Annotated in this window: 7 protein-coding genes and 1 pseudogene; 2 read left to right on the top strand and 6 right to left on the bottom strand. The window is 72.5% G+C overall.

Annotation, left to right across the window (positions count from 1 at the left end):
• Positions 1-16: 16 nt before the first annotated feature.
• From ACIQ9E_RS24030 to eccD, 5 genes are all read right to left on the bottom strand, one after another.
• The gene (locus ACIQ9E_RS24030) at positions 17-517 is read right to left on the bottom strand and encodes a type VII secretion system-associated protein (RefSeq protein ID WP_403710183.1); all 501 of its coding nucleotides are present in this window, start codon (positions 515-517) and stop codon (positions 17-19) included.
• A 64-nt stretch (positions 518-581) separates the two neighbouring features.
• Positions 582-902 (bottom strand): WXG100 family type VII secretion target, encoded by a 321-nt coding sequence (locus ACIQ9E_RS24025; protein WP_403710181.1) that lies wholly within the window; start codon positions 900-902, stop codon positions 582-584.
• Between the two features lie 107 nt (positions 903-1,009).
• Positions 1,010-1,351 carry a hypothetical protein gene (locus ACIQ9E_RS24020; protein ID WP_006350877.1) on the bottom strand — a complete coding sequence of 114 codons (342 nt, stop codon included), beginning with the start codon at positions 1,349-1,351 and terminating at the stop codon, positions 1,010-1,012.
• Positions 1,352-1,428: 77 nt separating this feature from the next.
• Positions 1,429-2,955, bottom strand: coding sequence for a type VII secretion protein EccB (eccB, locus tag ACIQ9E_RS24015; RefSeq protein ID WP_403710179.1), 1,527 nt, complete (start codon positions 2,953-2,955; stop codon positions 1,429-1,431).
• 50 nt (positions 2,956-3,005) lie between these two features.
• Positions 3,006-4,406 (bottom strand): type VII secretion integral membrane protein EccD, encoded by a 1,401-nt coding sequence (gene eccD / locus ACIQ9E_RS24010; RefSeq protein WP_403710178.1) that lies wholly within the window; start codon positions 4,404-4,406, stop codon positions 3,006-3,008.
• 345 nt (positions 4,407-4,751) lie between these two features.
• Here eccD and eccCa point away from each other — a divergent pair, with 345 nt between their 5' ends.
• Positions 4,752-8,720 (top strand): type VII secretion protein EccCa, encoded by a 3,969-nt coding sequence (eccCa, locus tag ACIQ9E_RS24005; RefSeq protein ID WP_403710177.1) that lies wholly within the window; start codon positions 4,752-4,754, stop codon positions 8,718-8,720.
• A gap of 44 nt (positions 8,721-8,764) precedes the next feature.
• Here the strand turns inward: eccCa and ACIQ9E_RS24000 are convergent, their stop codons facing one another.
• Positions 8,765-9,919 (bottom strand): S8 family serine peptidase, encoded by a 1,155-nt coding sequence (locus ACIQ9E_RS24000; protein WP_403710176.1) that lies wholly within the window; start codon positions 9,917-9,919, stop codon positions 8,765-8,767.
• Positions 9,920-10,020: 101 nt separating this feature from the next.
• Here ACIQ9E_RS24000 and ACIQ9E_RS23995 point away from each other — a divergent pair.
• A pseudogene (locus ACIQ9E_RS23995) lies at positions 10,021-13,319 on the top strand (right-handed parallel beta-helix repeat-containing protein).
• The last annotated feature ends 42 nt before the right edge of the window (positions 13,320-13,361 follow it).

The raw sequence follows: 13,361 nt of genomic DNA, 5'->3' as shown, positions 1-13,361 counted from the left end.
CGGCGGAAGACGGCGGTCACTCGTCCTTGTCGTTGCCCCCGCCGCTCTGGCCACCGTTCAGACGGGCCTCCACATCCTCGAAGACGTCCAGGAAATCCTGGCCGTCGATGCCGGTCAGATTGCCCGACTGGGCGCTGAACAGCGTTTCGACACTGGCTTCGAGGTTGTCGACGATGTCCTTGAACAGCCCGCTCTGCTCCTCGTAGATCTCGGTGAGCCGCTCGGCCGACTTGCCGATCGCCTGGTTGAGCGCGAGACCCTTGCCGTGCAGATGGTTCTCCTTGAGCATCGGCCCGAGCATCAGCGGCCGCGAGGCGCCGTAGGTCGCGAAGTCGCGTTCACCCGAGAGGTCGGCGTCCCCGATGAGCTTGGCCATGGAGGGGCCGGACAACGGATCGTCCAGGGCGATCTTGCGCAGTTCCTCCTGGAACGGCTCGACACGGTCGCGCTGGAAGGCCTGCAGGCCCGCCTTGTCCATGCTGAGCTTGCCGGTCTTCGCGTTGGGGTCTTCCGCCACGGCGCGTCTCCTCGGGGTCGGGGTGGTGCACGGCGGGCCGCCGGGCCGCGGCCCGCGGACCGGATCAGCGGCCGATCTTCACCGAGTCCCACATCTGGGTCAGCGACCGCTCGCTGTACTGGTAGTTCTCGGAGACGCTGGTCAGCAGCACGGAGTGCTTGGTCAGCAGCTGCTCCATCGCCTCGACCGCGCTGTTCCAGACCTGCTGCTTCTGGGCGTACACATCCTTGTCGTCACCGATCCACGCGTTCTTCAGCTCGTTCAGCTCCGCGTCCAGCTGGGTGAGAATGCTGTCGATCGCCTTGGTCTGGCTGATCAGATCGTCCGCGGCGTTGCTCATCTGCGAGTAGTCGACGTAGATATAGCCGTCGGAGAAGTCCGTCATGTCCTGTCCTCATCTTTGCGGCTCGTGCGGCTCGTGCGGCCGGTGCGCTACGGGGGATGGGCGCCCGGGGCCCGTACCACGGCCCCGGAGGGAAACGGCTGCCGGGATCAGCCGCGCAGCGCGTCGAAGACGGCGTCCGACTGGGCGTACTCCTGGTTGATCGAGTCGACCGCGGCGCCCTGCTGCTTGCCGTGCTCGACGAGGGTGTGGTTCAGCGTTTCGATCATGTCCTGGACGTTGACCATGATGACGTCGGCCTTCTCCTCCCACGCGGTCACGAGGTCCGCGAAGGCCTTGCCGTCGCTGCCCTTGTAGTGGGCCATCAAGTTGTTCTTGGTGGTCTCCACGTCCTGGCGGCATTTGGTGATGCCGGTGAAGGCCATCTCCAGCGCCTGAACGCCGTTCCGGGTCGCGGACTCCTCGGACTGCTGCATTCCGTTGGCGGCCATGCGTCGCCTCTCCATCGTTCGGCCGGGGCCCCGATGCTAGGACGACGGGATTGCCGTCCGGTCTTGCTTTCTTGCCGTCACCTTGTTTTTCCGTTGTCGCCCGCCGGGGAGCCCGGACGGTCCGCCGCCGCGGCTGCGCCGGAGGCCCGTGAGGGGCATCGCGGGGCGGTGACCGAGGCCCGGCCCGCACCGGCGGCCTCGGGGGTCAGATCGGGTCCTGAGGGCAGCATGGCCGCGAGCAGTGCGGGCATCTCACCGGGGACGACGTCCTGATAGCCGAGGGCCTGCACCGCCGCCGCGGTCGCCAGGCGGTACTTCACCCCGGTCTCGGTGACCAGGTAGAGCGTGCCGCCGAGCCGGCCTCCGCCCGCTCCCACCAGCCGCACCAGGGAGCCGCGCCCCGGCCGTACGGTGACCCGGTCGACCGGCAGGCAGGCCGGGGCCGCGACGCCCGAGGCATGCTGGGCGACCGGTCCGAGATCGGCGGCGGGGGCCAGGGCGACACCGAACCGGGGGCCCTCGGCGTCCGGGGTGACCAGCGCGCAGGGGGTACGGTCCCGGGGCACGCTCACCGACTTCGGCGGGGTCTCCGGCAGCCGGCCGGGGCGCGCGGTCCGCCCGGCGTCCGGAACCGGCCGGCCCTGTAGGGCGTCGGAGGTCAGCGCCGCGGGGACCGGCACGGCACCGCCGTACGCCTTGGTACGGATCCCGGGATCGGCGAGCAGCAGGGCGAGTTCGGTGGCGGTCACCGGGGCCAGACCGTCGGCACGCAGCACGTAATGGCGCTCCCCGGCCCCCGGCACGGCCAGGGTGAAGAGCTGTCCGACCTTGGTGGGGCGGCCGCCGAGCCTCGGGCCGGCGCTGCCCGCACCCGGGACGGCGGGGGCCGCGAGATCGGGCCCGGCGGGCAGCGCGTTGAGGAAGGCCGCAGAGACCGGTACGGGCCGTACCGAGGCGTACCCCAGGGCCTCACCGGCGGTGGAGTCACGGTCGATGCGCAGCCGGCTGCCCTGCCAGATCAGATAGTCGCTGCCGTCGGGGCCGGCCACCAGCAGCCCCTGGTCACGGCCCGGACGGTCGCCGTCGCCCTCCCGGCCGACGGCCAGTGTCGTCACCAGTGCGGTGCCGCCGTTCCTCGGGACCTCGGAAACGCACACCTGCCAGGGCGCCTGCGACAGATCGCCCTTGGCGGGCAGTTCGTCGGGGGCGCCTTCGATGCCGACGGGCGTGCCGCGCGGGGTGCCCTTGAGCGAAGCGGTGCTCACGGTGGTGGTGGCGAGCTTCGCGCCGCCCAGCAGCCTGGCGGAGGTGTAGTTGCGCACCGGGCGCAGCCGGCCGTCCAGATACAGATAGCGGGCGCCGGTGCCCTTGTCGACGATCAGCCGGCCGGAGGTCTGCCACGTATTCTGCCGGCCGGGGCTGACCAGGCCGACGCCGAAGGCCCCGACCGAGACCAGGACGGCGATGATGACGCCGATGGCGATCCCGCGGTTGGTACGGCCCTGGGGGCTCTCCGGAGCGTCCGGGTCGGAGCGGAGAATGCCCGAGGTGAGGCGGCTCATCAGGAACATATGGGCCTGGACCTGGTCGCGTTTGTTCTGCATGGGGTTGATCGGTCCTTCGAGTCGGCGGTCCTTCGGTGGTCCGGGTTCGGTCAGCCGTTCATGGCCCGCAGCCATCCGTAGACGCCGAGCACCCACAGCGACAGGGGGAGCAGGCTGACGGCCGTGGCGGAGTGCAGGATCTCGGCCGCCCGGCCCCAGTACGGCACCAGACGCCGGCCCGGCACGGTCCACGAGGTGACGGCGAGGGCGGCGGCGACCGCCACCAGCGCGGCGACCAGCAGCAGCCGCTGGGCCGGGGCGGCCTGCCCGGCCGCGCCGTGGACCAGCAGCGCCACGCCCCAGACACCGGCCGCGACCAGGGACAGCCGTTGCAGGACGTTACCGAGGGCGCGGCTGTGGAGGAGCAGCAGCAGCGCCAGGGCGAGGGCCATGAACACGGTCGGCAGGGTGAAGCGGTGCGCCAGACCGGAGAGGCAGACCGCGCAGACGGCGGCGGTGGCGGCGTACAGGCCGGTCATCCAGCCGTCGGCGACCACCGTCCGGGCGGCCACCGACGAGGGGAGGTGCGGTTCGATGCCCTCCTGGAGCTGCTCGGCGTTGGACGGCAGCGGAGGCATCCGCAGACCGGACAGCCGGAACGACATCGACGGTACGAACGCCCCGAACACCACCGCGGTCAGGGCGACCACCCCGGCCGCGTGGCCCGGCCCCAGGTCCATGGTCATCATCAGGGCCCCGGCGAGTACCGCCGCGGCCGACACCACCACCAGGGCCAGGAACAGTGCGGCGAACGCGGCGACGGCGGCGACGGCGAGCATCGCTCCGCCGGCCGCCGCGGCCCCCGCCGCCAGCAGCCGCGCCCCCAGCACCTCCCACTGTCCGGGTCCGCTGAGCGCACCGCCGGGCAGCAGCCAGCCGGCCAGGGCGAAGTACGGCGCGGCGGCGAGGCCGAGGGCGGCACCCGCCCCGGCGTCGCCCACCGCCCGGCCCGCGGACGCCGCCCCGCCGAGGAGCAGCAGCCCGGTGGCCGCGGCGGCCAGGGCCCGCAGCCCGCCGGGGGGACCCGGCACGGCGAGGACGGCCAGCCCGGCGGCCAGGGCGAGCACCAGCAGGGTCAGCAGCACCCGGCGGGCGGCCTGCGCCGTCCAGGCGAAGGGCTGGGTCTCCATGGTCGTGGCCACGCCCTCGACCAGATCGTCCAGGAGGACCTCGGGCAGGGCGTCGGTATGCGGCCGCAGATGCAGGGTCTCGCCGTCGAGGACACCGTGCGACTCCAGGCTGGCGTCCTCGTCGAGCGGACGGCCGCCGAGCCGCTGGAGCACCCAGCCGCCGTGCTCCAGGCCCTGCTCGGACAGCTCGTCACCGGCGTACCGGACCAGGGCGGGCAGCAGATCGGCGACCGGTACGTCGGCGGGGACCGCGAGGTCGATGGACTTGGCCGGAGCGCGTACGGTGACGCGGCACAGTGCGGACGTGGTGCTGTCGGTCATGGAGAGAACTCACGCTTCGTCGGGAGACCCCGCCAGGTCTCCGGCGGGACGGGGACGGGTCGAAGAGGGGACGTGTGCGCGGTCGGAGGCGCACTGCGCGACTGAACCGGTTCCTCCGCCTCGCGCAGGTCCGTACGAGTGAACCGTGAGATGGATCGTAGACTGCCCGTGGCCGGTGGGTCCCTCCCCACCGGGCCGGGCGCGGCGATGCGCGCATCTCGCGGCGGTCTGCCCAACTCGCCGGGCCCGTAAGCCCGATCGGCCGCTTCCCCGGCCCCGGAAGGCATCGCCCCCACCCGAATCCCGCCTGTGCCGTTCCCGCGGCGCCCGGAAGGAGAGCGCTCGTTGAGTACCGTCCTTTTCCGCCGGCCCGCCCGCAGACACGGACCCGATATGCCGGACGGCGAACTGAGCCTCCAGGAGCCACCCGTACTGCCGGAGGTCACCCCGGACAGCTCGGCCGTGTGGAACTACCTTCCGATGGCCCTGATGTCGGTGTCGATGGTCCTGATGTACATGCGGCCCGGCGGTTCCCGCAGCGGCGTGTTCATCTATCTGGCGCTCGGCATCATGGTGGTCTCCGCGGCAGCGATGATTCTCGGCCAGTACGTGCGCCGCAGCAGCGAGCGGAAGCAGCGCCTCAACGGCGACCGGCGGGACTATCTGCGCTACCTCCGCCAGATGCGGCGCAAAGCGCGCGCCGCCGTCGCGGAACAGCAGCGGGCACTGGCCTGGCGGCATCCCGAACCGAGCACGCTCTGGTCCCTGGTCGGCACCAGCCGGCTCTGGGAACGGCGCCCCGCCGACGAGGACTTCGGGGAGGTGCGGGTCGCGGTCGGTGACCAGAAACTCGGCCTGAAACTGGCCCCGCTCGCCACCAAACCGGTGGAGGACCTGGAACCGCTGAGCGCCCACGCGCTCCGCAGCTTCACCCGCGCCTACTCCACGGTCCCCCGGCAGCCCATCGCGGTCTACCTCCGCACCTGGGCGCGGATCCTGTTCCGCGGTGAACCCGAGCGGATCCGCACCCTGGCGCGGGCGATGCTGGCGCAGCTCGCCGTGGTCCACTCGCCCGACGACCTGTGGATCGCGGTCTGCGCCGCCGACGACCGCCGAGCCGACTGGGAGTGGGTGAAGTGGCTGCCGCACAACCTGCACCGGGCGGAGTCGGACGGCGCGGGCGCCGTGCGCATGGTGGTCACCTCCGTCGGCGAGCTGGACGAACTGCTCGGCCCCGAGTTCGAGGAACGGCCCCCGTTCGATCCCGAGGCCCGGGCCGGCCGGGAAGAGCCGTACATCGTGGTCGTACTCGACGGGGTGGCGCTCCCCGGCGGCCACCGGGCGGACGGCCCCGGCTTCCGCAACGCCGTACTGCTCGACCTGGACTCCGCCCTGACCTGGCGGCCGGGCCGGGCGACGCTCCGCCTCGACCTCACCGGGGAGACCCTGCAACTGGTCCGCACCGACCGGGAGCGCAAGGAACAACTGGTATCCCTGGGGCAGCCCGACACCCTGGGCACGGCATCCGCCGTCGCGCTCGCCAAACTGCTCGCCCCGTACCGGATGGGCGTCGGCCGCGAGGCGAGCGAACCCATGGCCGCCGACACCGAACTCACCACCCTCCTCGGCATCGCCGACCTCTACCGCCATGAACCGGCGTCACTCTGGCAGCGGCGCACCCGCTCCGAGCGACTGCGCGTGCCGATCGCCGTCGGCCCCGGCGGCACACCGGTGGAACTCGACATCAAGGAGTCCGCCCAAGGCGGTACCGGCCCCCACGGCATGCTCATCGGCGCCACCGGCTCGGGCAAGAGCGAACTGCTGCGGACCCTGGTCCTCGCCCTGGCACTCACCAACTCCTCGGAGACACTGAACTTCGTCCTGGTCGACTTCAAGGGCGGTGCCACCTTCCTGGGCCTGGACGAACTCCCGCACACCTCAGCGGTCATCACCAACCTGGCCGACGAAGTCGAACTGGTCGCCCGGATGCAGGACGCCCTGCACGGCGAACTGATTCGCCGTCAGGAACTGCTGCGGGCCGCGGGCAACTACACCTCCGCGCTGGAGTACGAGAAGGCGCGCGCCGCCGGAACCCCGCTGGACCCCCTGCCCAGCCTGTTCGTGGTCGTCGACGAGTTCAGCGAACTCCTGGCCGCGCATCGCGAGTTCATGGAGCTGTTTGTGATGATCGGACGGCTCGGGCGCAGCCTCGGCGTCCATCTGCTGCTGGCCTCGCAGCGCCTCGACGAGGGCCGTATGCACCAGCTCGAATCGCATCTGTCGTACCGGATCGGCCTGCGGACCTTCTCCGCCATGGAGAGCCGCGGAGTGCTGGGCGTACCCGACGCCTACGAACTGCCGCCGACACCGGGCAGCGGCTTCGTCAAAACGGGAGTGGAGGCCCTGACCCGGTTCCGCGCCGCCTATGTCTCCGGGCCCTACCGGCGGCGCAGCGGCTCGGCCCACCAGGCCCGGATCGCCAGCCAGGTGGTGCCCTGGACCTCGGACTGGGTGGTCCCCCGGCAGCTCCCCGCCCCACCGCCCGAAACCGGGCCCGAACAGCCCGAGGAGGAGAGCCGGTCACTGCTGGCGGTCGCCGCCGAACGGCTCCGGGACGCCGGACCACCCGCCCACCAGGTATGGCTGCCGCCGCTGGACGAGCCGTCGGCACTCGACGAGCTGCTGGCCCCGCTGACCCCGCATCCCGAGTACGGGCTGACCGCCACCGCACTGCGCGGACAGCTCAGGGCGCCGGTCGGCATCGTGGACCGCCCCTTCGACCAGCGGCGTGAGCCCCTCGTCGTGGACCTGTCGGCCGCCGGGGGCCATGCGGGCATCGCCGGTGGGCCGCAGAGCGGCAAATCGACCCTGCTGCGCACCCTGATCTGCGCGCTGGCCCTCACCCACACCCCGCGCGAAGTGCAGTTCTACTGCCTCGACTTCGGCGGCGGCACCCTCGCCGCACTGGCCGGGCTGCCGCATGTCGGCGGAGTCGCCGCACGTATGGACAAGGAACGCGTCGGCCGGGTGATGTCCGAGGTCACCACGGTGCTCGCGCACCGCGAGAAGTTCTTCCTGGAACACGGCATCGACTCCATGGCGGCCTACCGGCGGCGCCGGGCCGCCGGGGAGTTCCCCGACGAACCGTACGGCGACGTGTTTCTGGCGGTCGACGGCTGGTCCACGGTCCGCCAGGACTACGACCACTACCTCGCCACCTTCAACGCCCTCGCCGCGCGCGGCCTGAACTACGGCATCCACCTGCTGATCACCACCTCCCGCTGGGTCGAGCTGACCGCCGCGGTCCGCGACCAGACCGGGACCCGGCTGGAGCTGAGGATGGGCGACCCCATGGACTCCACGATCGACGTCCGCAAGGCGGCCGCGGTGCCGCGGTCACCCGGCCGGGGCCTGACCCGCGACGCGAAACTGCACTATCTGGCGGCGCTGCCCCGGGTGGACGGCCGCACCGGTGCCGCAGACCTCTCCGACGGCGTGGCCGGTCTGGTCGCCCGGGTGACCGAACACTGGCCGGGACCGCCCGCGCCGCAGGTACGGATGCTGCCCACACTCCTGCCCGCCGCCGCACTGCCCCCCGCCCAGGACGACGGGGTGCGGATCCCGCTCGGCGTCGAGGAGGAGACCATGGGTACCCTGTGGCACGACTTCTCGGCCAGCCCCCACCTGATCGTCGTCGGTGACGCCGAGAGCGGCAAGACCAATCTGCTGCGGCTGACCGCCAAGGCGATCATCGACCGCTACACCCCCGCCGAAGCACGGATCATGGTGATCGACTACCGGCGCGAGCTGGTCGAGGCCGTACCCGACGCCTACCGCCTCGGGCACGCGGTCTCGCTGGACGCCCTGAAGGAACTGGTCGACGGCGCGGCCCGGGCGGTCAGGACCCGGCTGCCGGGCGCGGACATCGCACCCTCCCGGATGCGGCTCTGCGACTGGTGGACCGGTCCACGGCTGTTCGTCCTGGTCGACGACTACGACATGGTGGGCGGCGGCGGACCCCTGAACCAGCCCTTCGCCCCGCTGATGGACCATCTGGCACTCGGCTACGAGGTGGGAATGCACCTGGTGGTGGCCCGCTCGGCGGCGGGCGCGGGACGCGGTCTGAACGATCCGCTGCTCCGCCGCATGCTGGAGGTCAACACCCCCGGCATCCTGCTGTCCTGCCCGCCGGCCGAAGGCTATGTGTTCGGCAACGTCAAGGGCCGTAACCTGATCCCCGGCCGCGGCACCAGGATCACCCGCCGCAAGAACGTCGACATCCAGACGGCGCTGGTCGACCAGGGGACCCCGTGACACCCCCGGCGCGCCCGATCCGGGGGCCCGCCGAAAGAGACGGCCTAGCCCGCGGGGCGCCAGCCGCGCGCTCTGCCGAGCGGGACGACGACCATCGCGGCACCCACCAGCAGCACCAGCACCAGGGAGCCGCCGCCGATCAGCAGCGCACGGCTCCGGGGGCCCGCCGAAGCGGAGGCCGGAACCACCGCCGGATCGGGGCTCTTCCCGGCCGGCGCCCGCTCCGCCGCGAGCAGCGCCGTCAGTCCCGCGTAGACGTCGAGCCGGGGCGTGTGCTCGGGATAGGCGGCCTCGGTCAGGCGGCGCGCGGTCGCGACGGCGTTGAGATCCGGGTGGTAGGCGCGCAGCAACGCCGCCGCCCCCGCGACATGCGCGGCGGCCAACGACGAACCGGAACCGATGAAATGGCCCGGTCCGCGCACACCGATGCCGACGACTGCGTCGCCGGGGGCGGACAGGTCGGGGGCGAGTGCCAGGGGCGCGTGCTCCGGCCGCCTGCCGTCGGGCCCGTGGTCGACCACCGAAAGCACCCGGGGCTGCGCGGCCGGCCAGTAGGGGCGGGCCCGGGTGTCCGGCCTGCCGCCGGCACCCCTGGGGGCGGTGTCCGGCACGGCGGGTGCGACGACGAGGACGTCCTTACCGGCCGCGTACGCCACCGCGGCGGTGAGTTCCGCGCTGCCCGCGCCGAGCGCCTGCCCCACATAGACGACCTGCACGCCCTCGTCCACGACGGTACGGATGCCCTGCGCGATCAGCCCGGCATCCGGCACACCGCGGGTATCGGTGCCGCGGACGGCGAGGATACGGGCCGCGGGAGCGACCCCGGTGATCTGACCGCGGCCGGTGGGCGCCCCGGCGATCAGCCCGGCGGCGAAACTCCCGTGCCCCACACAGTCCTCACCCGCCCCGCCCACGGCGGTCACCCGCCCGTCCAGCGCGGGCACCCGGGCACCGACCCCGGTGTCCACCACCCCCACCGTGACACCGGCGCCCCGGCTGAGCTGCCAGGAGCGGGAGAGCTGCAGCGCCCGATGGGTCCAGGGGCCCATCTCCGCGATCTTCGCCGAGGCGGTCGCACACGGTTCCTCGGCGGCCAGGCGTTGCCGGAGCGGCGGCAGGGTCACCGGATCGCCGCTGTCGGCACCCGCGGACGGAGCCAGCAACAGGGCGGGTATCGCGGTGACCGCCGCGAGAGTCATGACACGACGACAACGGTCCAACGGCATAAGGCACATGCTAGGCGACCAGAAGACACCACCGGACGGGCCCGGAGCGGGGCCGGCACACAGGAGGGGCGAGCGTGTCACGGCAAGTACTGACGGTCGGTCAGGAGCAGTCGGACGATTTCCGGACCATCGGCGAGGCACTGGCCGCGGCGCGAACGGGCGCCGTGATCCGGGTCAAACCCGGCCGGTACGCGGAGAACCTCACCGTACGCACCCGGGTCACCGTCGTGGGCGAAGGCGACCCCGGATCGGTGGAGATCCGGCCCCGCCGCGGCACCGCCGTCACCCTGATCGCCGACGCCGTCCTCCTCACCGACCTGGTGCTCCGCGGCGGCAGCGAGGACGTCGCCGTGGTGGACGCGCCACGCGGCCAGATCGCCCTGGACCGCTGTACCGTGTCCGGCGCCGGCTGGACGGCACTCCTCGCCCGGGAGACCGGGTCACTCGCCATCCGCGGCTGCCGCATCACCAACCGGGAAGGCGCCGGCATCGTCGACACCTCCACCAAGCCCAGCATCGTCGAGGACTGCGTCCTGGAGAACCTCGGCTCCTCCGCCGTCGTCCTCAGCGAACAGGCCGACTCCACCATCCGCGACTGCCGGGTCCGCGACGCCCGCGGCAACGGCGTCCTGGCCAACGGCGAAGCCCGCGGCACCGTGGAGTCCTGCGACTTCAGCGGCACCGGCAAACCCGCCCTGGCACTGGAGGGCGAGAGCACCACCCGCGTCCTGCACACCACCGTCCGGGACTGCGCCGTCGGCATCCATCTGAGCAGCGCCGCCCGTCCGGTCCTCGATGACGTCACCGTCTCCGGCACCACGGGCCCCGGCATCGCCCTGTCCGAAGGCGCCGACCCGCTGCTCCGCCGGTGCACCACCACCCGTACCCGAGGACCGGGCCTCCTCGTCGCCGAACGCTCCCGGGGCACCTTCGAGGACTGCGCCTTCGACACGGCCGCCGCCGCCGCGATCCGGGTCGCCGACTCGGCATCGCCCACCTTCCTCCGGACAACCGTCCAGGACTGCGCCGACCCGGAAGCGGCCGTACAGCTCACCGACCACTCCACCGCCGAATTCGACCGGCTGGAGATCCTCGCCCCGCACGGCAGCGGCGTCTCCGTCCGCTCGCACGCCCGGCCCCTGCTGCGCCGGACCCTGGTCTCCGGCGCCGGACGGCACGGTGTGGAAGCGGGCGACGACGGCCGTGGCCGGCTGGAGTTCTGCGTGGTGGAACGGGCCGCCCGGGCCGGGGTGCGCATCGCCGACGGGGCGCAGACCGAGTTCGACGACTGCGCTCTGCGCGACTGCGGCGATGCGGGGATCTCGGTCGGCCGGGACGGCGTGGCCACCGTCCGCGACACCGACGTGGAGGGCCCCGGCTCCGCCGGAGTGCTGGTGGAGGACGGCGGGGAGGCCGCCCTGACCCGGGTCCGGATCTCCGGGGCCGGGGCGCACGGAGTACTGCTCGCCGCGGAGCCCGCGCCGAACTGAGATCCTGTGAGATCTCCGGCAGCGTCGGTGACGGCGTCCGCGTGGACACCGCGGAGCCGGTGACGGTCCACGGCTGTACGGTGCGCGACAACCGGGCCGCCGGACTGAACGGGACCCGGGCCGGGGAACGGCTCGAAGTGCTGGAGCTGACCAGCGCCGACAACGGGGCCCCGGACCTCTGGGGCCTCGACGCCGCGACCGCGGGCCCGCCCGGCGCGCCGGCCCGCCCCGACGGCGGCCCCCGCGACCCCCTGGAGGAACTGGAGGCGCTGACCGGACTGGACGGCGTCAAACACCAGGTGCGGACACTGGTCAACCTCAACCAGCTCGCCCAGCGCCGCAAACGCCTCGGCATGCCGGTGCCGTCGATGAGCCGCCATCTGGTCTTCGCCGGGCCCCCCGGCACCGGCAAGACTACCGTGGCCCGTCTCTACGGCTCGGTCCTGGCCCGGCTCGGAGTCCTGCCGGAAGGCCATCTGGTGGAGGTCTCCCGAGCCGATCTGGTCGCCCAGGTGATCGGCGGGACGGCCATCAAGACGACGGAGGCGTTCCGGAGGGCCATCGGCGGTGTCCTCTTCATCGACGAGGCCTACACCCTCACCACGGGCGGCCCGTCCAACGACTTCGGCCGGGAAGCGGTCGACACCCTGCTGAAGCTGATGGAGGACCACCGCGAGGACGTCGCGGTCATCGCCGCCGGCTACTCCTCCGAGATGGAAGGCTTCCTCTCCTCCAACCCGGGCCTGGCCTCCCGCTTCACCCGCACCATCGAGTTCGGCAACTACTCCGTCGACGAACTGGTCACCATCACCGAGAGCATGTGCCGCTCCAACCTCTACGAGCTGGGCCCCGGTACGTCCCGGGCGCTCGCCGCGCACTACACGGCCATGGAACGCGGCGCCGCCTTCGGCAACGGCCGGGCCGCGCGGCGGGTGTTCGAGGAGATGGTCGACCGGCAGGCCGTCCGGCTCTCGACGATGGACGAACCGGCCGAACGCGATCTGGCGCTGCTGCTGCCCGAGGACGTCGCCGATGCCGCGACGGCCCCCCGCACCGAGGCGGAGGACCGGGCGGCCATGCTGGCGAAACTGGACGGCATGGTCGGGCTGCGCGCGGTGAAACGCGAGGTCACCGATCTGGTCAGCCTCCTGGCCACCGCCGAACAGCGCGCGGCCGCGGGACTGCCCGTGCACCGCGTCAGCCGCCATCTGGTGTTCTCCGGCTCTCCCGGCACCGGCAAGACCACGGTGGCCCGGCTCTACGCGGGCCTGCTGGCTTCGCTGGGCGTCCTGTCCCGCGGCCAACTGGTCGAGGTGGCCAGGGCCGATCTGGTCGGCCGGTACGTCGGCCATACCGCGCAGCTCACCAAAGAGGTGTTCCAGAGCGCGCTGGGCGGTGTCCTCTTCATCGACGAGGCCTACACCCTCACCCCCGGGGGCGCGGGCTCCGACTTCGGCCGGGAAGCGGTCGACACCCTGCTGAAGCTGATGGAGGACCACCGGGACGAGATCGTGGTGATCGTCGCGGGCTACACCGCGGAGATGCGCGGCTTCCTGGCCTCCAACCCGGGCCTGGCCTCCCGCTTCTCCCGGTATGTGGAATTCGAGGACTATTCCACCGACGAACTGCTCACCATCATGGGACACCAGGCCGGGGAGAGCGGCTACACCTGCCCCGCCCCCACCCTCGACGCGCTGCGCGCCAGGATCGACGCGACCCCGCGCGGCCGTGCCTTCGGCAACGCCCGGCTGGCCCGCCAACTCCTGGAGACCATGATCACCCAACAGGCCCGCCGTCTGACGGCCGTCGACCGCCCCGGCATCGACGAGCTGCGCACCCTGCTGCCCGACGACCTGCCGGCGGCTTCGGACCCGCACGCCTGACACCCCCCGGTGACCCGGCCGGAGCGGAAGGCGGCTCCGGCC

Origin of the sequence: Streptomyces sp. NPDC094448, assembly GCF_044763775.1 — a bacterium.
Lineage (GTDB): Bacteria > Actinomycetota > Actinomycetes > Streptomycetales > Streptomycetaceae > Streptomyces.
The sequence above is the reverse complement of the archived record's forward strand: the minus strand, read 5'-3'. Positions and strand labels throughout refer to the sequence as shown.

What these genes read in the sequence shown, in the direction of transcription:
- eccD (WP_403710178.1), bottom strand. Translation starts at nt 4,406, where the DNA reads ATGACCGACAGCACCACGTCCGCACTGTGCCGCGTCACCGTACGCGCT.
- ACIQ9E_RS24000 (WP_403710176.1), bottom strand. Translation starts at nt 9,919, where the DNA reads ATGACTCTCGCGGCGGTCACCGCGATACCCGCCCTGTTGCTGGCTCCG.
- ACIQ9E_RS24025 (WP_403710181.1), bottom strand. Translation starts at nt 902, where the DNA reads ATGACGGACTTCTCCGACGGCTATATCTACGTCGACTACTCGCAGATG.
- ACIQ9E_RS24020 (WP_006350877.1), bottom strand. Translation starts at nt 1,351, where the DNA reads ATGGCCGCCAACGGAATGCAGCAGTCCGAGGAGTCCGCGACCCGGAAC.
- eccB (WP_403710179.1), bottom strand. Translation starts at nt 2,955, where the DNA reads ATGCAGAACAAACGCGACCAGGTCCAGGCCCATATGTTCCTGATGAGC.